Below are 22,444 nucleotides of genomic sequence, written 5' to 3'. Positions count from 1 at the left end.
GCAAGCTATTCAATAAAAATCGTAAGGCATAAAAAAACCCACTTCGTTTCCGAAGCGGGCGAACTTACTCACATGAGGATGCGAAGTAATGTTGGGAAGTGGCGTTACCGGTAGCCAGGGCCAGCTTGAACGATGGCATCTGATACCTCGTATTTTTCAAAATTAGCTTGGAATTCTGTTACCAGTTTTTGTACGTAGTGCTCATATTGAGCAGGGTCTGCCCACGTTTTTTGAGGCTGCAGCAAGGCGTCATCCACACCGGGTACCGCAACAGGCACATCTAGGTTCAGACCATCAATGTGAACGGTTTCAACGCTCGCCAATTCTCCTGACACAATCGCGTCGACCACAGCACGTGTTGTGGGTATGTCAAAACGCTTGCCAACGCCATAGGGGCCTCCGGTCCAGCCTGTGTTGACCAAATACACTTTAGCGCCAAAACTCTTCACTCGTTTAATCAGTAATTCGGCATACACTCCCGCAGGACGAGGGAAGAAAGGCGCGCCAAAACACGTAGAAAACGTTGATTCAATGTCTGCGGTAGAGCCAATTTCGGTCGACCCCACTTTTGCGGTATAGCCACTGAGGAAGTGATAGGCGGCAGCCTCTTCCGATAGCACTGAAACCGGTGGTAACACACCACTCACGTCACAGGTTAAGAAAATCACCGAGCGAGGTTCACCCGCTTGGTTTTCTGGCACGCGCTTATCAATATGCTGAAGCGGGTACGCTGCACGGGAATTTTGGGTTAACGACACATCTGCGTAATCTGGCGTCCGCTTATCATCCAGTACAACATTTTCTAAAATAGTGCCGAAGCTGATCGCATCCCAAATCACCGGCTCATTTTTTTGTGAAAGGTCGATACACTTGGCGTAGCAGCCTCCTTCCAAGTTAAACACCGAGCCTGGCGCCCAACCGTGTTCGTCATCGCCAATTAAGAAGCGTTTAGGGTCGGCAGACAGAGTTGTCTTGCCAGTGCCTGACAGCCCAAAGAACAAGGTCACATCACCTTCCTCTCCCACGTTGGCAGAGCAATGCATAGGCAGCACTTCATCAGCAGGCAACAGGAAGTTTTGTACCGAAAACATGGCCTTTTTCATTTCGCCTGCATAGCGCATACCGGCGAGCAGCACTTTTTTCTCTGCGAAGTTAATAATCACAACGCCATCGCTGTTAGTGCCATCTCGCTCAGGCTCACAGGTAAACCCGGGAACATTAAGCACTTGCCATGGCTCATCTCCCTTTGGGTTCCATTGCTCTGGAACAATAAAAAGATTGCGAGCGAATAAATGCTGCCACGCTGTTTCTGTGCGCACAACAATTGGAATTGCGTGGTCTGCGTCAGCACCAACTTGCAGCTCAGAGACGTAGTATTCAGGGAGCGATAACAAATGGGCCTCAACGCGATCCCATAGTTTGTCAAACTTGTCTTGGTTAAATGGCTTATTTACGCCACCCCAATCGATATATTGGGCCGTACCTGATTCTTCAACAATAAACCGGTCTGCGGGCGAACGGCCCGTGCGCTTGCCGGTTTCCACCACCAAAGCGCCATTATCAGCCAGTTGCCCTTCCCCTTTTTTAAGCGCATGCTCAACCAATACAGAAGGCGCAAGATTCCGATACGCTTTTGCTTGAGACGTTTGAATTGCTGTTAGCACTGTCATCACGTTCACCTGAAAATTTTCAATTAGACTTACAAAACACCAAACCACTCATAAACCATATCAAATCCTTGAACATACGCACATCACCACGGCGAATTCCGATCATTTACCTGGCTTAAACTTTCACAAAAAATGAAATTACATTACAAAGATAAGATTGAGAAATAAGTTTTGTTAACAAGATCATAAGAAAAGCGAATGTAATACAATATGAAAATGAGAAATGCGTATTACACCTTCTTCTGTAAGTACAGTGTAGTGTGTTTATTTTTTGTTCAAATTGATCTACATCTAGGTTGGCTAAAGTAGTCGCAACTTTTCACACTTTCGCACTTTAGGAAAACGATAACTGGAGAGTCAAAACCACTGAAAGTGGCAATATGTCGCGCCAGTTGTGTACTGACGCGACTTCGAGGAAGTATTTACTGAGGGTTATGAGGTGCTGCTACGTTGCCGCTATGGATGGCTTCCACATCAATACCATCAAATTGGTACTCTGCATGGCAGTACTGGCAGCTCATTTTAATTGCGCCTTCTTCTTCTACAATGCTCAACAACTCGGCTTTATCAACGTTTTTCAACGCTTCTGCACTGCGCTCTTTAGAGCATGTACACGAGAAAGTCACGGCCTGAGCGGGGTACAACTCAACCTCTTCCTGATGAAACAAACGATACAAAATGTCTTCAGCAGGCAGCGAAAACATTTCTTCCGTGGTGATGGTTTGTGCTAACTGGCAAATATGTTCAAAATCAGTGTCTTCAGCACGTGTTGATTCTGCACTGGTTGGCAAAATTTGAATCAACATGCCGGCAGCCTTAGGTTCGTCGCCCGCAATGTCTGATAACAACACCACTTTTGTCGCCAACTGTTCTGATTGTAAAAAGTACGCTTCAATACACTCAGCGAGTGTGGGTTTGTCTAGCGCCACTATGCCCTGATAACGCTCACCTTCGGCCGGCGTAATAGTGATCGCAAGTACCGCTTTTTTCACCAACTCTGCAAAGTCGCTCGGCAATTCTGTTACTGATTCATCCCAACGCGCCACTCCGCGAATTTTTTGCTCATTCGTTGCACTCACAACAGCGTATTTAAGCACACCTTCACTTTGAATCTGCATGCTCACTTCGCCTTCAATTTTTAACGTTGCCGTTAATAAACTGATCACTGACGTCATATCAGCAAGTAACTGCTGAACGGGTTGTGGGTACTCAGTACTATGAATGATAGATTTTAATGCGGCATTCACACGCACCATTTCACCACGCACATGAGCTTGGTTGAACAAAAAGCGGTGTAACTGATCTAACTGGGTCATAACGGGTCCTGCTTATAAAGTCGCGGCTATTGCTGCTTAAATTTAATAATGTCTCGGCGTTGTTTTTTATCTGGCCGCCCCTCGGGCCGAGGGCTATGAAAGCTATTGAGCTTGCGTGCAGCGTGATTTTCTTCACGCTTGGCCTCACTTTCAGCGGTTTCTTGATAGAGGGTTTGGGCAATCACTGCACCTTGTCGCTTGTCACTGATCCCCAATACTTTCAGCTCTTTTACATCCCAACCAGCAGGTACCTTTATCATGGCGCCTACTTCAACGGCCTTACCGGGCTTGGTTCTTTGACCATTATAATGAACTTTTCCCGACTGGATCATGTCTCTAGCCACGGCACGTGTTTTAAATAAACGCGCAGCCCATAGCCATTTGTCGAGTCTAACTTCAGATATCTGGTTGTTTTGATTCACATTGGACCTGTAATATAAATGTAACTCATCAGTATTAGTGTTGTGACCCCGCGGTCGACTAAGCTATCATGGGCAAATTGTGTTGCCCTTAATTTCAACTATTTGCAGTATCACTACATGACACGTGAAAATTTAAATCCACAAGTACTTCTGCAGTTTTACAACCAGCATCAAAGCAGGTTGCGTCTTGTGGTTGTAGTTTTGCTGAGTTTATATCTGATTGCCTTTGCTGCCGAACTCACTTGGCGAATTATACCTCAACCTAACGTAACAGGCACTCTAACCAATGTCGCGAGCCAACCTGTGCGTGTGTCGAGTTCACAAAATGGTGTCGATATCACCCAAATTCAACGCCTACATTTATTTGGCAATCCTGAAGCCGCCCCGAAAGTTGACACCCCAGTTATTACTGACGCGCCAGAAACCCGCCTAAACTTAACGCTGACCGGTGTGGTGTCGAGCAATGACAAAGCTCAAGGAACAGCAATTATCGAAAATAGAGGCAAGCAGGCCGTCTATGGGCTGGGCGAAAAAATTGAGGGTACCAATGCCATTCTCGATCAGGTGCAGGCTGACCGCGTGATTATACGCAATGGCGGTCGCCACGAAACACTAATGCTAGATGGCTTAGATTACGACGAAGCGAATCGTCAACGGGTAGCGCGTAAAGTCACTAGCCCGCGCAGAGCGCCACCAGAAGAGACGCAAGAAGAACGCAGAGAATTAAGTGAAGCAGCCGTAGAAGCAACAGAACAGCTGCGCCGTCAACCCGCCAATTTCACAGACTACATTGCAGTTAGCCCTGCAACTGAGGGGGGCCAGTTAATTGGTTACCAAGTGAAGCCGGGGAAAGACCCTGCACTCTTTAAAGCAGCGGGATTACAAAACGGCGATGTCGTTATTCAAATCAATGGCTTAGATCTAACCGATATGCAACAGGCTGGCGAAGCTATGTCTGAATTGCGCAGTGCACAGTCGATCGAGCTAACGATCACACGAGACGGCGAGTATCAAACGCTGTACCTCGATATGCCTGAGCCAGAAGCAAATTAAATAACAGGAAGAATAGATTATGAGGCTAGTTGGCCGTTCAATAATGACTCGCATTGGCGCAACCTTATGCGCAGCAATGATGTGCGCGGGGTCGTATGCCGCTGAGTACATGCCCAACTTCAAGGACACGGATATCAACGAGTTTATCAATATCGTTGGTAAAAACCTTCAGCGTACGATTATTGTCGACCCCAATGTACGCGGCAAAATCAGTGTGCGTAGTTATGATTTGCTCAACGAAGAGCAATACTATCAGTTCTTCTTAAATGTGCTGCAAGTTTACGATTTCGCTGTGGTAGAAATGCCAAGTGGCGTGTTGAAAGTAGTGCGCTCGAAAGACGCGAAAATGTCCAATATTCCGGTGGTTGAGGGCAGCTTGATGGACGGGGATGAAATGATCACCCGAGTCATGCCTGTCTACAACGTACCTGTACGCGAACTCGCTCCCATTTTACGCCAACTTAACGATCAAGCAGGTGGTGGTAACGTAGTAGCACACGACCCCTCAAACGTAATGATGATCACAGGTCGCGCCGCCGTAGTAAATCGCTTAGTTGAAATCATTGAGCGCGTGGACCGCGCGGGCGATGAAGAAGTGGATATTGTGAAGCTGAACTTCGCGTCAGCATCAGAAATGGTCCGTATTATTGAAAGCATCAACAAGTCTCAAGGCAAACAAAACACGGGCGTAAAATCAGAGCCGCGTTTAGTCGCCGACGACCGCACTAACAGCGTAATTGTGAGCGGTGACATTAAAGCACGTCAGCGTTTAATTAACCTCATCAAGCGCATGGACCAAGAGCTAGAAGCGAACGGCAATACGCAAGTTATCTTCTTGAAGTACGCCAAAGCAGAAGATTTAGTGAAGGTACTGCAAGGGGTTAGCGCGAGTATTAGTGCTGACTCATCAGCAGGTAGCACGGGTAATACCACTCGCCGCAATACAAACCGTGATGTGAGCATTGACTCCCATGAAGATTCAAACGCCCTTGTTATCACCGCAGAGCCAGACATGATGCGCTCGCTGAAAGAAGTCATTCAACAACTCGATGTGCGCCGCGCCCAAGTTCAAGTAGAGGCGATTATTGTTGAACTGTACGAAGGCGATGGCACCACCCTTGGCGTTCAATTGGTGTCTGAAGACGGTGGCGGTACGCAATTTACCAATGGCGTCATCGGTGTAGGCTCACTTGCAGTCGCCGCTGAAGAAGCACAAGACACCGAGGTCAATAACACCTACGTAACGTCAAACGGTGAAGTGGTCACCACCACAGAAACCAGTGAAGGGGATTATTCTTCATTGGCTAGCTTGCTAGGTGGCGCAAACGGCTTAATCGCCGGTGTAATCCAAAACGGTTGGGGGGCTGTTGTACAAGCCGTGAGTACCGATACCAATTCAAACGTATTGGCCACACCCCACCTGACTACCATGGACAATGAAGAGGCTTATTTCATTGTGGGTCAGGAAGTGCCCATTATTACCGGTACAACAACTGGCTCGAATAACTCAAACCCTTTCCAGACGGTTGATCGTCAAGAAGTGGGTATTAAGTTAAAAGTGACACCACAAATCAACGAAGGTAATGCAGTTCAGTTACTTATCGAGCAAGAAGTCTCGAGTGTGAGCGGTGCCACCAGCGTGGATATTTCGATTAACAAACGTGAAATCAAAACGTCCGTAATTGTAGATGATGGCGGCACAATCGTATTAGGTGGATTGATCGACGAAGACGTGCAAGAAAGTGTATCGAAAGTTCCTTTATTGGGTGACATCCCGATTATTGGTAACTTGTTCAAGAGCACATCGACAAGCAAGACGAAACGCAACCTGATGATTTTCTTACGCCCTAAAATCGTTCGCGATGGGGTTACCATGAATGAAATTAGTCAGCGTAAATACAATTATATCCGCGCAGAACAATTGAAACGTCAGTCTGAAGGCGTAGCTTTGATGCCGAATTCTCAAACTCCTGCATTGCCAGAGTGGGATGAAAGCTTGACCTTGCCACCTTCTTTCGGCAAATATCTGGAAGACAAAGAAAAAGAAAATTCAGCCACGCAAACTCAGGATGAGAACGAGTAATGCAACAGGAACAGGCATTAGCGGATATCGAACAAGCTGCACAAGACGAGTTGCAGCTTGACGATGCAACACCAGAACCAACAGAAGAACGTCAACTGAGCTTTGGTTTTGCCAAGCGTTTTCGCGTGCTGTTAGAAGCCAATGAAGAGCCGGCGGTGTTGTATTACACCGACGAAACGCCCCTTGAAGTGTTTGCCGAAGTACGTCGTTTTTACGGTGAAACATTCACACTCAAAGAAATTGAAAATGATCAGTTTGAACATTTTCTAACCCATGCCTTTCAGCGCGATACGTCTGCTGCTAAGCAGCTTATGGAAGACTTGGGTAACGAGAGTGATTTGTTTGCCCTTGCTGACGAACTTCCCGATACCGAAGACCTACTCGACAGTGAAGATGACGCGCCCATTATTAAATTGATCAACGCCATGCTGGGTGAAGCGATCAAAGAAGGGGCGTCCGATATTCATATCGAGACCTTTGAAAACCAGCTGGTAGTGCGCTTTCGAGTAGATGGCGTGCTACGCGAGATATTGCGTCCAAACCGCAAAATGTCTTCCATGCTGGTATCGCGTATTAAGGTCATGGCGAAGCTAGACATTGCAGAAAAACGCGTGCCTCAAGATGGTCGTATTACCTTGCGTATTGCTGGTCGTGCTGTAGATGTGCGTGTTTCAACCATGCCATCGAGCCACGGTGAGCGTGTGGTTTTGCGTTTGTTAGACAAAAACAACGCTCGCCTTAACCTCGAAGATTTGGGCATGACCAAAATCAATCGCGACCACTTTTCTTCCTTAATCCGCAAACCTCACGGGATCATCTTGGTGACCGGCCCCACAGGTTCAGGTAAAAGTACCACCTTGTATGCGGGTTTAACTGAGATTAACTCTAAAGACCGTAACATTCTCACGGTAGAAGACCCGATTGAGTTCGACTTACAAGGTATTGGCCAAACTCAAGTCAACCCACGCGTAGACATGACCTTCGCTAGAGGGTTGCGTGCAATTCTTCGTCAAGACCCTGATGTGGTGATGGTAGGTGAGATTCGCGACATCGAAACCGCTCAAATTGCCGTACAAGCGAGTTTAACTGGTCACTTGGTATTGTCGACACTACACACCAATACCGCTGCTGGTGCAATTACCCGTCTTGAAGACATGGGGATAGAGCCATTTCTATTGTCATCAAGCCTGTTGGCAGTATTGTCTCAACGGCTTGTGCGTACGCTATGCCCAGACTGCAAAGTCCCCCATGCAATCAATCCTCAAGAGGCCGAAATCCTTGGTGTTACACCACAGGATCACGTACAAGCTTATGGCCCCCGTGGATGCGCGGCGTGTAACCAAACCGGTTATCGCGGCCGTACCGGTATTCACGAGTTATTGATTGTCGATGAGAGCATTCGCGGAATGATGCACGAAGGCAAAGGTGAGCAAGCGATTGAAAAACACATTCGCCAGTTTACCCCAAGTATTCGAGAAGATGGCTGTAGAAAGGTCCTTGCGGGTGTTACGTCTCTTGAAGAAGTATTGCGAGTAACCCGAGAAGACTAATGGCAGCGTTTGCATATAAAGCGATTAACGCCAAGGGGCGAAATGTCAGCGGAGTACTCGAAGGGGACAACGCCAGACAGGTACGTGCACAACTGCGCGAGAAAAGCCTAGTTCCCCTTGAAGTTGAACAAGTTGCAGAGAAGAACAAAGGTTCTTCTACCGGATTTACGCTATTCAAGCCCCGTATTTCTGCTAGCGATCTGGCATTATTGACTCGCCAGCTCGCCACGCTCATTGAGTCGGCTTTGCCGATTGAAGAAGCCTTACTCGCGGTTGCTGAACAATGCGAAAAACCGCGCCAGAAAAACATGATGATGGCCGTGCGCAGTAAAGTTGTAGAAGGCCATGGCTTAGCTCATGCCATGAGCGACTTCCCCAGTGTATTCGACGAATTGTTCCTCGCAATGGTCGCCGCAGGCGAAAAGTCAGGCCACTTAGATACTGTATTGAACCGTTTGGCCGACTACACTGAGCGCCGCCAGCAAACACGTAGCCAAATCATTCAGGCCATGGTTTACCCCAGTTTAATGATGTTTTTTGCCGTTGGCATTGTGGTACTTTTGTTGACAGTGGTGGTACCGAAAATTGTTGGACAGTTTGAACACATGGGCCAAACATTGCCAATGATGACGCAAATTCTCATTGCCACCAGCGACTGGATGCGCGCCTATGGTGTGTTTTTATTCCTCGCGATATTGCTGCTCATTGCTGGGTTTCAGCGTTTGGTACAGCAACCTGCATTTAAGCTTAAGTATCATCGGTTTATTCTCAAATTACCGCTCATCGGCAAGGTAGCTAAAGGGCTAAACACAGCGCGTTTTGCCCGTACCTTAAGTATATTAACCGCCAGTGCAGTACCTTTGTTAGAAGCCATGCGTATAGCTGCCGATGTATTGCAAAACCAACATATCAAAAATGCCGTTGCCGACGCGGCGGTTAACGTTAAAGAGGGCAGTAGCTTGCGCGCTGCACTCGACAACACCCGCATGTTCCCGCCTATGATGATGCACATGATTGCGTCAGGTGAAAAGTCAGGTGAACTGCAACAAATGCTCGCGCGAGCAGCAGATAACCAAGATAGGGAATTTGAAGCCCTAATTGGTGTCTCACTAAAAGTATTTGAACCATTGCTGATCATCACCATGGCTGCGGTCGTGTTGTTTATAGTAATGGCAATCCTTCAACCCATACTTGCATTGAATAATATGGTGAATATTTAATGAAAACTCTACCTCGTTCCTCTGGATTCAGCTTAATTGAAGTCATGGTTGTACTAGTTATTATCGGTATTATGGCTGCCATGGTGGCACCGTCTATCATGGGTAACCAAGAAAAAGCGCAACTGAAAAAAGCCGCAGTCGATATCAATAATCTCGAAGGCGCTTTGCAAATGTACAAACTCGATAACAACATGTTCCCTACATCAGAACAAGGCCTAGAAGCTTTGGTCAACGCGCCCACTATCGAGCCTTTACCACGCAACTATTCGTCAGATGGTTATATTCAGCGTCTACCCGATGATCCTTGGGGCAACCCGTATGTGTTGATCAGCCCAGGAGAAGTAGGTCGCATCGATATTTTCTCTTACGGCCCAGACCGTCAACCAGGCACCGAAGATGACATCGGTAACTGGAATTTAAACGACTATCTGTAATTGATGAGCGGGTATGCGTAAATCACTTTCACAATCTGTGTCGGCAAGACGAGGATTTACGCTGCTCGAATTGTTACTTGTACTCATGCTGGTGGGCTTGGCATCGGCCTATGTCGTTTACAATGCATTCGGTGTGAGCCAAGCTAAGTTGCTTGAAAAACAAGTAAACCGCTTTAACGTTGTGCTCAATCTCGCCAGCGATTTTGCCGTGATGAATCAACGGCAACTCGGTATTCGCATTGATGAGAACAAGCGCCAATACCTTTTTTTGGCGTTGGATGACGAAGATAAATGGCAGGTTATCGAAGACGATCAGGCATTAGCGACATACACGCTCCCCGAGCCATTTACCCTCTCTCTTTCACTTGATGAACTCCCGTGGCAAGAAGACGACAGCTTTTTCGACACCAACTTATTTGACGAAGAGCTGAGTGTGCAAGAAGACGGTGTGAGCATTGGTGAGAAAGAGCCGCCACCGCCTCCTCCGCCACAAATTTTTGTGATGTCGAGTGGTGAAATCACGCCTTTTAGTTTGGTATTCGCGTATGAGCCAGATTTTGGTGATGACCTACCGGCTTACTTTCAGCTCAATAATCGCGATGTTCCCCCGTTTGAGGTGCTGGGCCCTTTGGAGCAGTACCCTGAATGATTAGCGCGAAAAAATACAAACAACAGGGGATGACCTTAATTGAGGTCATGGTTGCGCTGGTGATTTTTAGTCTTGCGGGCGCAGCCGTCGTCAAAGCCACATCTGATCACATTAACAGCGTAAGTCGAATTCAAGACGTGACAATGGCCACATGGGTAGCGAACAACCACATCAATCAGTTATTGATGACCGAGCGCTGGCCCATAAAAAACAACCAAAAAGGCAGTGTCGAGATGGCAAACCGCACTTGGTATTGGCAACAACAAGTTGCCGCCACCAATGACGACACCCTAAAACAAGTCACCATTCAGATAAGCCTAACTGAAGACTACAAGTCTAATGTCACTTCAGTAACCACGTTTATCGCCAAACCAAGCTCGGCGGGCAGCTAATGCAGCAACGGGGCTTTACACTACTAGAAATCATTATCGCTATGGCCATCTTCACCATGTTAGGCCTAGCGGCAACAGGTGTGTTAAATACGGTCACAACAGCGGACCAACGCTCTTCCGATCACGTAACACAATTACAAACCTTGCAGCGCGTGATGTTGATCATTGAGCGAGATATGGAACAAGTAGTCGCGCGCCCTGTCCGCAGTTACGATTATGAAGATAATAATCTTGTGATGGTGGGCGGCGATCTCGATGACAGCGATGCCGATGGCATTATTTTTGTTCGCACCGGGTGGGAAAACCCACAATTGATATTACCTCGCAGCACATTGCAATTTGTGAGCTATCGCTTACGCGACAATAAACTCGAACGTTTATACGGTAATTATGTCGATAACGTTATCGGCTTCGAGCCTAAAGTTCGCACTTTGTTAGAAGGCGTTGACGATCTACAAGTGGAATTTTTTACCGCCAGAGACGAAAACAATAGCGACCAACTCGAATGGAATGATAGCTATTCAGGAGAATCCTTACCTAAAGGGGTCGCTATCGAAATTACAACCACCGCATTTGGTAAAGTGCGCCGTGAGTTTGCATTGTTAGGGGCCAGCCAATGAAGCCCGTAAAGTCTCAAGCAGGTGTTGCTTTACTCATTGTGCTTATGGTTGTGGCATTGGTGGCGATTATCGCGACAGAAATGGGTGGCCGATTGCAAATTAACGTTCAGCGTGCCATCAACATTAAAGAAAATAACCAAGCCTATTGGTATGCCATGGCAGCAGAGCAATATGCGAGCCGCGCCCTGAAAACCCTAATAGAAGAAGCTGACGACACCATTCATTTAAACCAGCCTTGGTCACAAGAGTTCACGTATCCCGTCGACGGCGGGCAAATCACTGCGCAATTAGAAGATATGCAAAGCTGTTTTAATCTAAACGCATTGCCCGGTGACAGCAGCACTACATCTGGGACCACGAACAGCTCAGAAACCATGGAAGCATTTAAAAACCTGTTACTCACGGCAGAGTTGGAGATTGATAGCTACACCGCAGATACCATCAGAGATTCGCTCGCGGATTACATCGACGAAGACACACAGATGCGCTCTTACGGTGCTGAAGATAGTGAGTATGAAGCCTTAGCCGCACCTTATCTAGCCGCCAACCGTTTGCTCACGGTGCAATCGGAGCTGCGCTTGATAAAGGGTGTAGAACCCACGTGGCTGGCGAAATTATTGCCGTATGTTTGTGTTATTCCCGACAACACAACACTGGCGATCAATGTGAATACCCTGGACGAAGACGACGGCCCTCTGCTTGCAGGCATTGTGGGTATATCGGTTGGCGAAGCGTCCGCTGTCATTGCTAGCCGCCCAGAAGACGGCTGGGATGACATTGCCGATTTTTTGGCTAACTCTACCATCCAGGGCGCGAATTTAACCGACACAGAACAAGATTGGTTTGTGGTTACCACAGAGCATTTTATTTTACATACCAAAGCCAGCTACAATAGCGCAACGTTTGCAATGACTTCGGTGTTTAAAGCAAGCAGCGACGACGGCATATCGTTATTGCGACGAGAGTTTGGAGTGATCAAGTAATGGAACAATTAATTATCAGACTGGGTTCAAGGCAACATGACCCTGTGCACTGGCTAGTCTGGTCAACGGACGAAGCGGAAATTATCGCATCGGGAGAATTACCCGACGCAGACCAATTAACGACGCTGTCTGAGCGAGCAGGCCGTCGTGCAGTCATCGCCTTGGTCCCAACGTCTGATGTGCTGATGAAGCAGGTCACTCTGCCACCTAAAGCTGGGCACAAAGTACTGGCCGCCATTCCTTTTATGGTTGAAGACGAGTTAGCGGCGGATATCACCACCCAGTTTTTTGCTTATGGCCCTAAACACAATGACCAACAAGCGGTTGCCATTGTCGACCATGACAAAATGCAACAGTGGAAAGCCATGTTAAGCGCGGCAGATTTGCATTGTGACCGTATGCTACCTGATATCCTCGCCGTGCCAGAAAATACAGAAGGGTGGTCAACGCTGACATTAGGGAACGACTGGCTAATCAGACAAAACCATTGGCAAGGAATGCAAGGTGAAGCGGAATGGCTATTGCCAATTATCGAACACCATGCCAAACGCCAAGAAGCGCCGTTAATTATTCATAATTATAGCGATCAGCCGATTAACCATCTCGCTCATGTAGATACGACTACCGCCGATCTAGAACCCGCCATGCAAGTGCTTGCGAAAACTGCGCTAGCAACCAAATTCAATTTATTGCAAGGCGAGTACAAAAGCCGCAAACAAGGCAATGCTGTTTGGCGCCAGTGGCGCGTAGCAGCCGTGTTAGCGATATTAGTCCTCGGCTCAACCTTAGTTGACAACTTCGTGCAACTACAACAACTCAGTAGCAAGAATGACGCGATGGCAGCCCAAATTACCGATACGGTAAAACAAGGCTTCCCGAATATTGGTGCATACCGTGACGTCAAAGCAAAACTAAAAGCAGAAATGCAAAAACTGGAGTCGGGTGGAAATGGCGCGTCGATGACGGTCATGCTGGTGCAATTGTCTGAGGCCTTCGCGCGTTCGCAAATCAAACCACAAACAATCCGGTTTGACGGTAAACGCACTGAAATACGACTACAAGCCGAAGGCAATAATTTTGAGGCGCTGGAAACCTTTAAAAAAGGCGCAGAATCGGCCGGTTTTACGGTAGAGCAGGGTGCGATCAATAACAGAGACGACAAAGTGATTGGCACCATGATCATTAGGAGCCCATCATGAACGAGTTAATGAAACGCTTTCACGGTTTAAGTGAGCGCGAACAAAAGCTGGTAGTGCTCACGGGCATTGTGATTATCATCGCCCTTTTTTATTGGCTAATTTGGCAACCCATCGCCAACGGCTTGGTGAATGAGCAAACCCGTTATACGTCGCAGCAATCAACGCTGACATGGGTACAAGAACAAAGCACTCGCGCCCAACAACTGCGCCGTAGTGTGGGCAAAAGCGCACAATTTAGAGGTTCGTTACCGCAAGCTGTCAATCAAACTAGCGGCCAATTTAATGTGCCTATTAGCCGCATGCAGCCACAAGGTGACGAACTATTAGTGTGGGTAGACCAAGCGCCATTTGATCAAGTGGTGGCATGGTTAAACGCACTGGAAGAGAAGGGCATTATTATACTTCAAGCCGATATGGCTGAAGCAGACCTAACCGGTCACGTTAAAATCCGCCGATTACAGTTAGGAAAACCATGAAAATTCGTTGGGGTTGGTTAGCGGCTGGCATCGCCGCATTCATTATCTTTCTTATCGCTTACCTACCGGCCGCACAAATTATTGGCCGTATTACACTACCCAAAGGCGTGGTCATCAATGGTGTCTCTGGTACTGTGTGGTCAGGCAAAATTAATCAGCTTGGTGTAAATGGTTTACCCGTTAATCAGCTCACCTGGGACGTACATCCGTGGTCTTTGTTCACAGGTAAACTAAGCGTTACACTCAAAGCAGGTAATATTCGCAACGCTGATGATATTGCTTTTTCTGGGCCGGTGCAGGTTTCACTGTTTAATCCAGAACATGTTGCGGCGCAAAAATTCTCGCTTTATTTGCCGACAAATCGCGTTATTGCGCAAGTGCCTTTGCCGCTTCCGGTTGATGCAGGAGGCCGTTTTAGAGTGCAAATTACCGAACTCGACTTTGCTAACCGTTGTGCGGCATTAAATGCAACCGGAGATTGGTTAAATGCGAGTGTGGCTGGCACACAAGGGCCAATTGAGTTAGGCACCTTTAGCGCCGACTTAGCCTGCCAAGGTGATGACATTGCAATTTTAGTGGCAGAGCCCAACAGCTTCGGGCTGAATATCAACGCCATTGTGTCAGCTAACTTTAAAGATATTAGCGTAACAGGCAAGTTCAAACCCGACGACTCCTTGCCTGACGAAGTGCATCAAGCGGCTCGCTTTTTCGGCCAGCCTGGCGCAGACGGTTACATCCCCGTTAAGCTTTAAAGCACTGACCGAGCACTCAATCAGTAAACCGGGCGGGGTGTAAAAACTTCGCCATCGCTAGCAACATTGCCAATTCATAAACACTTTGGCGGGTCGCAAGATTATTAGTCAATAAACTGATCGCGCCGCCTTTCTGCTTTATATTGTCGGTGTCGAACAACTTGTCCATTAAAGGCCCAAGCTCTGCGCCTTGTTGCAACGCCTGATAAACAGAAGCTGGTAAAGGCAAGTGCGCACTGCGGCCTACAGACCACTGCTCATCGTGGCAAATAGCAATATAGGCAAACGTCGCAGGGCCATCGTCAAAGCAGTCTACGCCGCCCTCAATGGCTACGTACCAATCAGCGTGCGCCTTGGCTTTCACCGCATTCACCCGATTCACGGCTCCTTCGCGAGTGGCGGCATCGGTTAATGGTTGCTCGGCGACACCACTGGGTACAGACATCCCTTCAACCTGCCAATTCACATCAGGAAAACAGAGAGACAATGTGCGGTTAACAGCCCCCACTTTAACAGGGTTCAGCGACCCAACGATGCATGATGCGGTTTTCATGGCTCACTCCGTTGAACCGGATTTGCCAAAACAGAAGCTAACAAGTCGCGATAGTCAGACACGGCTGGAAACTCTGTAATCTCCCTATGCGGTTGCTGACTATCGGGGTTCGACACCGCCAGAAGGTGGGCAATACCAAAGGTTTGTGCAGCCGCCAAAATAACTAGGCTATCATCCACAAACAAGGTACGTGCAGGATTGAATTCCAATCGTTGTTGCAATTGTTGCCATAATGACTGCGACTCTTTGGTTACACCAAATTCGTGAGTTGAAATCAAGGTGTCGATGTGGTCGTCGAGTTGGGTGTGTTCAACTTTGAGCGACAAACTATCAGGGTGGGCATTGGTGACTAAAACCACTTCGCGGCCAGAAGTTTTCAATGCATCGAGGAAGGGGAGTGTGTCGGGCCGAAGCGCAATCAAATGCTCTATCTCGCGTTTGGCGGCCATGATATCGATGTTTAACTTATCAGCCCAATAGTCAAGACAATACCATTCAATTTGCCCACTCACTTGAGAGTAAGCCTCATGCATGCGCTCTCTGCATGACGATTCCGGCTCACCCGTCAGCGCTGCAATTTTGGCAGGTAAGTGATTCATCCAGAACTGATTATCAAAATGCAGGTCTAACAAAGTACCGTCCATATCTAAAAGTACGGTATCGATTTGATCCCAAGGCAGAAATGGCAAGCGCTTTTCCTTATAATGCGTTAATCTTAATCAAAGGCAGTATGATAACGAAAGTCCGACCCGATAGACATGAGTAAAATCGACCCAGACAAAACACTACCCACTATCCACGATAGAGCAATCGTAGCAGAGAGCCGGTTCTTCCGCGTAGAGCGCCTTGATTTGGAGTTTTCCAATGGCGCAACACGTCAATTTGAACGCATGGCCGGTTATAACCGCGGCGCCGTAATGATTGTACCTATCATAAATAATGACACCCTTGTGTTGGTGCGTGAGTATGCCGCTGGGACGCACTCTTATCAGTTAGGTTTTCCAAAGGGCCTAATCGACCCCGGAGAGACGCCCCTGCAAGCTGCAAACCGCGAGCTGCAAGAAGAGGCCAATCTCGCTGCCAAAGAACTCCACGTGATCCATCGCGTACACATGGCTCCTACGTTTTTTGACGCGCAAATGACAATTGTTGTAGCGCGCAACCTCTACCCTCAGTCACTAACAGGTGACGAACCAGAACCTCTTGAAGTCATTCATTGGCCACTTGCCAAAGCCGATGAACTGCTAGCCAGAGAGGACTTTGTAGAAGCCCGTTGTGTAGCCGCCCTATTTTTAGCTCAGAAGTGGTTGAAGGAGCAATAAACTATGCCGGAAGACGCCGCCCCCATAGAGTCATTACTCGAACTTGCAAAATCCGCCGCCGTTGAAGCCGGTGAAGCGGTGATGACCCTCTACGATGAGGGTGATTTCAAAAGCTTTCAGAAAGATGATGATTCGCCCGTTACCACCGCGGATTACAAGGCCAATGAAATTATCATGGAGCGATTGCAAGCCGCATCCCCCGATATACCGATTTTGTCAGAAGAAACCAAACACGCCTCATTAGCCGAGCGTAGCCAATGGAAGCGTTATTGGTTAATCGACCCAATCGACGGCACACAGGAATTTATCGCACGCAGTGGCGATTTCGCCGTTAACATCGCCTTGATTGAAGATAACGTCCCTATTATAGGTGTTATCTTCTGGCCGCCAGGACAAAGTCTGTATTACGCCAGTAAAGGCCAAGGTGCTTTTAAAGAAAGCCCTGAATTTACTGGGAAAATTCACGTGCGTAAATTGGATGATCCAGACAACAGCGTCATCATTATGGCAATTAGTCGTCGTCAGGCCAGAGATAAAGTCATGTCTCGCATGTGTGCAAGACGTATGTATCAAACCCTGCCTCTAGGCAGTTGTTCGTTAAAAGCCTGCTTTATCGCTGAAGGTAAAGCTGACGCCTTTATGCGTATAGGCGTTACAGGTGAATGGGATGCAGGTGCATCTCAATGTATCGTAAGCGAAGCCGGTGGTAGTATCTTAGCCGCCACACTAGAACCATTGACGTACAACCAACGCAACACATTGGAAAATCCCGACTTTGTCGTCCTTGGCGACCAGCGAGTCCCGTGGGAGCAAGTCGTCCAATACGAAAGGAGTGAATAAATGTTATCTCGAACTTTACTGGCTATCTCTGCACTCGTTGCCCTACCGGCAATGGCTCAGTGGCAAGTTGCCCCTGATGAATCATCGTTAAACTTTTTAACCACTAAGAATGCCCAGATAACCGAAGTTCATGCTTTTGAAAAAGTGTCCGGCACTATCAACAACAGCAATATGGCCGAAATTGATGTGGCACTGGATTCTGTGAATACCAAAATTGAGCTCAGAGACACTCGAATGAAAGATATTTTATTCGAAACGGGCACGTATCCAAAAGCGACGTTTTCTGCCAATATCGCGAAGGAATTACTCAATTTGCCCGCCGGCTCAAGTAAACAAGCCTCAGTAAAAGGCACAATTTCACTGCATGGTATGAAAGCACCCACTACCTTTGACGTATTGGTGACTAAAGTGAACGACAACACGTTAACGGTAACTACCGTTGCGCCAACAGTATTATCAGCTGCTAACTTTGGTTTAAATGGCGGAGTGCAAACTCTGCAAACCTTGGCAGGTTTAAGCAGCATTACCACAAGTGTTCCCGTGACATTTTCTGTCACTTTCACCCAGAAATAATACGATTTCTCTTCTGAGGCAGTTACATTAACTGCCTCACATCCCGCCTCAAATACTAACTATTACAGCCTATTAGTACAAAATAAATGGTTATCTTTGTGATTTTCAGTATAGTCGCTTGGCTTGATGGAAAGCAGTCGCTTATTCAAAGAATAAGCAGGAATAATATTGGTCTTTCGACCCCATATAAATAAGGAAATACCATGCAGTATTTTATTGAAGCAATGCAAAAGTATGCGGAATTCACTGGCCGCGCTCGTCGTAAGCAATTTTGGATGTTTTATCTTTTCGTGGTTATTTTTTCAATCGCGTGCGGTATCGTAGATCTCATCATTGGTGCGAGTATTCTTGGCATGCTTTTCTCTCTGGCTATGCTAATCCCAACCTTGTCTATCGGTGCTCGTCGTCTGCACGACACTGGTCGTAGTGGTTGGTGGCAGTTGCTCTATCTTCTTCCTCTTATCGGTGCCATTGTCCTATTGGTATTCTTCGTATTAGACAGCCATGATGACAACCAATTTGGCGCGAATCCAAAAGCAAGTGCCGCTTAATTATCTTTTGTAATAAAAACGGGCATCTCGTTAAAAGATACCCGTTTTTTTTTACGCTAGAAGCTTGCTATGCCGCACTTTGTACGGGCAATTGAGCCGGTAATGGAGCTTTATTGAAAGCCTGAATCACCATTGGTTGCCAATTCACTTCAGGTAACACTGGCAATTCTGCAGCAGCGTTGCTGAAATCAAAGTTTGCCATACCAACACGTACACGTTTCAAAGCTTGTCCTTCTTTACGCTCAGGAGAGATGACAAAAATACCATTGCGAAATGCGCTGTGACCCAACTTCAAACTACTAGAGAAGCGTATGATAGGCGCACTCAGTGCAAGACCAATTAACACCGGCATTAACCAAACGAATAGAGACGGTGTGAAATACCATGTTGTCACACCCCAAGCGATAGCAAGTGAACTTGCTACCTGGGTGCGTTTAAATGCGTCAGCCCAAGGTACCATTTTGCCTTCGCGGTCCTGTGCTTCCCATCTTACAGAGTGGCCAACAAATACGCTCAATACAAAGTAACTATGGTAGAACATCATTAATGGAGCCAATAACATCGCCATGATAATTTCTACCACGGCCCCTTTTAATAGGGTAAATGCACCACCAAATTCCTCTCGACGTTGGATCAATGCCAAAATAATTCCCAACACTTTAGGCATCAGCAACAATGACGTAGTGCCCCACAGTGTCCACATCATCATATCTTGACGCGCAACTTGCCACGTAGGGAACAACTGATATTCATTGCCAAAAAACTCTGGAATAGTCAGTGCTTTATCTAGGGCGTCAGCTGTACCAAGCGCCAACATTAGCATTAGCACTAACGAAGACATATAAGCAAACGCGCCAAAGATGAAGTGCATGCGGTTTGTCATGGTTAGACCTTTTACCTTCAACAGCCCTAGGTGTTGAATATTGCCTTGAACCCAACGACGGTCACGCGTTGCGTATTCCAGAATGTGGGCGGGTACTTCCTCATAACTGCCATCAGTATCTGTTAGCAAGTAGGCTTCCCAACCTGCACGGCGCAAAAGCGCTGCTTCTACGAAGTCGTGACTTAAAATATCTCCGCCGAATGGCTCTCTACCGGGTAATGACGGCAAGCCACAGTGCTGCATAAAGGGAGCGATACGAATAACGGCGTTATGCCCCCAGTAGTTGGCACTGTCGGTCTGCCAAAATGACAACCCAGTTGCTAGCATTGGGCTGTACAAGTGTGCCGCAAACTGCACAAAACGTCCGAAAAAGGTAGTAGAACGCACAGGCATAGGAATGGTTTGTACCAGCGCCACTTTGTCGTTGGCCTCAATACGCTGAGCTAGCTCAACCATTCTTTCACCGGTCATAATGCTGTCGGCATCCAATACAATCATACTTTCATAGTGGCTGCCCCAACGTTGACAAAAATCGGCAACGTTACCCACCTTACGCCCTTCGTTTTTCTCACGACGACGGTAGAACACTTGGTCTGCATAAGCACCTAAACGCTGCTTAAGATGTTGAAAACCTTTAAGTTCAGCTTCAGCCATGTCTGGCTTTTGTGTATCGCTTAACATGTAAAAGTCGAAGTCTTTGCCGTGTTCAGTACCAGCTAGCTCACGTACACACGCCTCAAAACCAACCATGATCCGACGCGTATCTTCGTTGTATACAGGCATGATCACCGCATGACGCTTCGTTAATGCCGTGCTCGAATCAGGCTTAGGCTGTGCTTTTTTCAAGCTTAAAGGGTCGATGTTCGCTAAACGCAGTACAAAGCCAATTACACCTGTCCAAAACGCCATACTTAACCAAGCGAACAGAACCAAGCTTAACCCTAACTGAGCAATTTCGATTCCGGTTAAACCATTTGGCAAAAAGATTTCGTAAAGACTCCAACCAGCTAACGCCATTGTGGGTACGACGAGTATTGCCAGTAACATCAAGCGCATCGCCTCACCACGTACTGCGAGTGTAAAGTTTGATTCTGTTTTCATGGGCTTGTGTTGAGCTGATTTATTTTGCTTGATAAACATAATTCCACACCTCGCTGACTCGTTGATTGTCTTTGGCGATATACAAACGCATATCCGCCGTTGCTTGTTGCGCTGCTTGAAGTAAGAAAGTGGCGCGCAACTCAGTGCCATCATTCACAGGGTAAAGGCGAGCTTGAGATACTTGGCCATTGGCAGCACTCAACTGCACGCTCAAGTTTTGAATCTCACCGCTTAGCGATTCAGGTAAGGTAAAGTCCACAACAAAACGACGAGACTTCACGGTTTTCGCTTTTTCAGACTCTTCTTCGCCTGGCTGAATACCAGAACCTTGGCGAGTACGAAGCACCGTCATTAATGGCGTAGTGGTTTGTTGTTCAACGTTACCGTCTACGGTGCGAATGGTGTAGCTGAAATAGCGGCTATCGCCCTGATTAAACGGTGTTTTAGGCACCCAATAAGCCACAATATTGTCGTTTACTTCTGAACGCGTGGGTATTTCAACGACTTCCACTCTTCCTTCGTCAAAGCCTTCTTCCGGAGTTACCCACAGACCTGGACGCTTGTGATAAGCGGCTTCTTGGTCCAAGTAGTGATCAAAGTCAGTATCGCGTTGCAACATCCCAAAGCCCTGAGGTTTAGTATCAACCAAAGACGTAATCTGAAGATGAGCGGGGTTGGTCAAAGGGCGCCAAATTTGTTCTCCGGCATTGGTCACCATTAATACGCCATCGCTGTCATGCACTTCTGGACGATAGTCATCAGGCTTGCTTTGACTGTGCTCGCCATACAAAAACATACTGGTAAACGGCGCTACGCCAAGTTTCTTCACGTCTTCGCGTGCGAACAACCAAGATTTCACCTTCATTTCTGTATCTTTGCCAGGCGTCAATTCAAAACGATAAGCACCGGCAACAGAAGGGCTTTCCAAGCGCGCGTAAATCACGATAGGGCCGTTTTCTTTGGGTTCAATCAACCAAAACTTCGTGAAATAAGGGAACTCTTCACCCTCTGTTTCAGCAGTATCGATAGCTAAGCCACGCGCTGAAATACCGTACACATTGTCTCCACCAATCAAGCGAAAGTATGACGCACCTTGAAATACGGCGAACTCATCTTTGTATTCGCTGTTCTTAATTGGGTAGTGCACGCGAAACCCTGCAAAGCCTGCATTCTCATTGGTCAAGCCAGACAGATTCGACGCTTGTTGGTCATAACTAAACGCATCTTTATTAAAGGGAACAGGGTGTTCTTGGTTTTGGTTGTCAACAGTAATGACACTCACTGGCTGCTTGAACAAAAAACCAGGATGAAAGAACTGCACTTCGTAGTCATTTTCACCATGCCACAAGCTGTGATCTGCTTTATAACGAATGGCACGGTAGGTTTGATAATCCATATTTTTAAGAGAAGCATCTAAACCATGATCATCAACGGTAAAGCTCTCTTGCGCAGAAAGGCGCGCTTCTTCTATCACTTTATTTAAAATAACGACGCTATCAGCAGGTAGGTTTTCTTGTGTTACCTCATCAGCGCTACTGATACTTGCACTAAGCAATGCTACTGCAGAAACGGTACAGGTAAGTAGTCGGCGAATACCCAAGCCTTTCTGCAATGCTTGAAATACTTTTTTTATAGAAAATGCATTGTGTTGGCTGTTGTTGGAAAACATAAAAAACTCCGTGAACAAGATTCACATTGACTAGAGCAATTGTCGTTCCAACATGGTAAAAAACTTTAATAATACAATAATTACAAATACTTACACTAAACTGAACGGTTTTTCCGCGGCTTTCAATTAGGTT

Annotated in this window: 23 protein-coding genes; 16 read left to right on the top strand and 7 right to left on the bottom strand. The window is 47.1% G+C overall.

Annotation, left to right across the window (positions count from 1 at the left end):
• Positions 1-104: 104 nt before the first annotated feature.
• The 3 genes from ACXAH6_RS04265 to hslR all read right to left on the bottom strand — a co-directional run bounded on the left by ACXAH6_RS04265 (position 105) and on the right by hslR (position 3,408).
• Complete coding sequence (locus ACXAH6_RS04265) at positions 105-1,670, bottom strand: phosphoenolpyruvate carboxykinase (RefSeq protein WP_474875397.1); 1,566 nt, start codon at positions 1,668-1,670, stop codon at positions 105-107.
• A gap of 422 nt (positions 1,671-2,092) precedes the next feature.
• Entirely contained in the window at positions 2,093-2,986 is an 894-nt protein-coding gene (hslO, locus tag ACXAH6_RS04260) for an Hsp33 family molecular chaperone HslO (RefSeq protein ID WP_474875396.1), read from the bottom strand.
• Between the two features lie 26 nt (positions 2,987-3,012).
• Positions 3,013-3,408, bottom strand: coding sequence for a ribosome-associated heat shock protein Hsp15 (hslR, locus tag ACXAH6_RS04255; RefSeq protein ID WP_474875395.1), 396 nt, complete (start codon positions 3,406-3,408; stop codon positions 3,013-3,015).
• A 117-nt stretch (positions 3,409-3,525) separates the two neighbouring features.
• Between hslR and gspC the strand changes: the two genes are divergently transcribed.
• Genes gspC through ACXAH6_RS04195 form a run of 12 tightly spaced genes read left to right on the top strand, consistent with a single transcriptional unit; the run spans position 3,526 to position 14,819 of the window.
• A complete protein-coding gene (gene gspC, locus ACXAH6_RS04250; protein WP_474875394.1) occupies positions 3,526-4,461 on the top strand; it encodes a type II secretion system protein GspC in 936 nt (311 codons plus the stop codon).
• Positions 4,462-4,504: 43 nt separating this feature from the next.
• A complete protein-coding gene (gene gspD / locus ACXAH6_RS04245; protein ID WP_474875569.1) occupies positions 4,505-6,544 on the top strand; it encodes a type II secretion system secretin GspD in 2,040 nt (679 codons plus the stop codon).
• Entirely contained in the window at positions 6,544-8,094 is a 1,551-nt protein-coding gene (gspE, locus tag ACXAH6_RS04240) for a type II secretion system ATPase GspE (RefSeq protein WP_474875393.1), read from the top strand. Before gspD ends, gspE begins: the two co-directional genes overlap by 1 nt.
• Positions 8,094-9,314, top strand: coding sequence for a type II secretion system inner membrane protein GspF (gspF, locus tag ACXAH6_RS04235; protein ID WP_474875392.1), 1,221 nt, complete (start codon positions 8,094-8,096; stop codon positions 9,312-9,314). Before gspE ends, gspF begins: the two co-directional genes overlap by 1 nt.
• The gene (gene gspG, locus ACXAH6_RS04230; protein WP_474875391.1) at positions 9,314-9,748 is read left to right on the top strand and encodes a type II secretion system major pseudopilin GspG; all 435 of its coding nucleotides are present in this window, start codon (positions 9,314-9,316) and stop codon (positions 9,746-9,748) included. The genes gspF and gspG overlap by 1 nt, the downstream gene beginning before the upstream one ends.
• Before the next feature lie 13 nt (positions 9,749-9,761).
• Positions 9,762-10,397: a type II secretion system minor pseudopilin GspH gene (gene gspH / locus ACXAH6_RS04225; protein WP_474875390.1), complete on the top strand. Its 636-nt coding sequence runs from the start codon at positions 9,762-9,764 to the stop codon at positions 10,395-10,397.
• A complete protein-coding gene (gspI, locus tag ACXAH6_RS04220; protein ID WP_474875389.1) occupies positions 10,394-10,789 on the top strand; it encodes a type II secretion system minor pseudopilin GspI in 396 nt (131 codons plus the stop codon). Before gspH ends, gspI begins: the two co-directional genes overlap by 4 nt.
• Positions 10,789-11,409: a type II secretion system minor pseudopilin GspJ gene (gene gspJ, locus ACXAH6_RS04215; RefSeq protein ID WP_474875388.1), complete on the top strand. Its 621-nt coding sequence runs from the start codon at positions 10,789-10,791 to the stop codon at positions 11,407-11,409. Before gspI ends, gspJ begins: the two co-directional genes overlap by 1 nt.
• Complete coding sequence (gspK, locus tag ACXAH6_RS04210; RefSeq protein WP_474875387.1) at positions 11,406-12,392, top strand: type II secretion system minor pseudopilin GspK; 987 nt, start codon at positions 11,406-11,408, stop codon at positions 12,390-12,392. The genes gspJ and gspK overlap by 4 nt, the downstream gene beginning before the upstream one ends.
• Positions 12,392-13,591 carry a type II secretion system protein GspL gene (gspL, locus tag ACXAH6_RS04205; RefSeq protein WP_474875386.1) on the top strand — a complete coding sequence of 400 codons (1,200 nt, stop codon included), beginning with the start codon at positions 12,392-12,394 and terminating at the stop codon, positions 13,589-13,591. The genes gspK and gspL overlap by 1 nt, the downstream gene beginning before the upstream one ends.
• Positions 13,588-14,067, top strand: coding sequence for a type II secretion system protein GspM (gene gspM, locus ACXAH6_RS04200; RefSeq protein ID WP_474875385.1), 480 nt, complete (start codon positions 13,588-13,590; stop codon positions 14,065-14,067). The genes gspL and gspM overlap by 4 nt, the downstream gene beginning before the upstream one ends.
• The gene (locus ACXAH6_RS04195) at positions 14,064-14,819 is read left to right on the top strand and encodes a type II secretion system protein N (protein WP_474875384.1); all 756 of its coding nucleotides are present in this window, start codon (positions 14,064-14,066) and stop codon (positions 14,817-14,819) included. The genes gspM and ACXAH6_RS04195 overlap by 4 nt, the downstream gene beginning before the upstream one ends.
• A gap of 16 nt (positions 14,820-14,835) precedes the next feature.
• Here the strand turns inward: ACXAH6_RS04195 and yjjX are convergent, their stop codons facing one another.
• Together yjjX and yrfG are read right to left on the bottom strand one after the other, a co-directional pair.
• On the bottom strand, positions 14,836-15,372 hold the full coding sequence (gene yjjX, locus ACXAH6_RS04190; RefSeq protein WP_474875383.1) for an inosine/xanthosine triphosphatase: 537 nt from the start codon (positions 15,370-15,372) through the stop codon (positions 14,836-14,838).
• Positions 15,369-16,061, bottom strand: a complete 693-nt coding sequence (gene yrfG / locus ACXAH6_RS04185) for a GMP/IMP nucleotidase (protein ID WP_474875382.1) — start codon at positions 16,059-16,061, stop codon at positions 15,369-15,371. Before yrfG ends, yjjX begins: the two co-directional genes overlap by 4 nt.
• A gap of 69 nt (positions 16,062-16,130) precedes the next feature.
• Between yrfG and nudE the strand changes: the two genes are divergently transcribed.
• The 4 genes from nudE to ACXAH6_RS04165 all read left to right on the top strand — a co-directional run bounded on the left by nudE (position 16,131) and on the right by ACXAH6_RS04165 (position 18,658).
• Complete coding sequence (gene nudE / locus ACXAH6_RS04180; protein WP_474875381.1) at positions 16,131-16,694, top strand: ADP compounds hydrolase NudE; 564 nt, start codon at positions 16,131-16,133, stop codon at positions 16,692-16,694.
• A gap of 3 nt (positions 16,695-16,697) precedes the next feature.
• Positions 16,698-17,534 carry a 3'(2'),5'-bisphosphate nucleotidase CysQ gene (gene cysQ / locus ACXAH6_RS04175; RefSeq protein ID WP_474875380.1) on the top strand — a complete coding sequence of 279 codons (837 nt, stop codon included), beginning with the start codon at positions 16,698-16,700 and terminating at the stop codon, positions 17,532-17,534.
• On the top strand, positions 17,535-18,107 hold the full coding sequence (locus tag ACXAH6_RS04170; protein WP_474875379.1) for a YceI family protein: 573 nt from the start codon (positions 17,535-17,537) through the stop codon (positions 18,105-18,107).
• A 203-nt stretch (positions 18,108-18,310) separates the two neighbouring features.
• Positions 18,311-18,658, top strand: coding sequence for a DUF805 domain-containing protein (locus ACXAH6_RS04165; protein WP_474875378.1), 348 nt, complete (start codon positions 18,311-18,313; stop codon positions 18,656-18,658).
• A 67-nt stretch (positions 18,659-18,725) separates the two neighbouring features.
• On the opposite strand, the gene mdoH is transcribed toward ACXAH6_RS04165, so the two are convergent.
• Both mdoH and ACXAH6_RS04155 read right to left on the bottom strand, forming a co-directional pair.
• The gene (gene mdoH, locus ACXAH6_RS04160; RefSeq protein ID WP_474875377.1) at positions 18,726-20,681 is read right to left on the bottom strand and encodes a glucans biosynthesis glucosyltransferase MdoH; all 1,956 of its coding nucleotides are present in this window, start codon (positions 20,679-20,681) and stop codon (positions 18,726-18,728) included.
• Positions 20,662-22,311: an OpgD/OpgG family glucan biosynthesis protein gene (locus tag ACXAH6_RS04155; protein ID WP_474875376.1), complete on the bottom strand. Its 1,650-nt coding sequence runs from the start codon at positions 22,309-22,311 to the stop codon at positions 20,662-20,664. Before ACXAH6_RS04155 ends, mdoH begins: the two co-directional genes overlap by 20 nt.
• Positions 22,312-22,444 lie beyond the last annotated feature (133 nt).

The sequence above is a fragment of the Alteromonas sp. ABE4_545 genome (assembly GCF_056161325.1).
The sequence above is the reverse complement of the archived record's forward strand: the minus strand, read 5'-3'. Positions and strand labels throughout refer to the sequence as shown.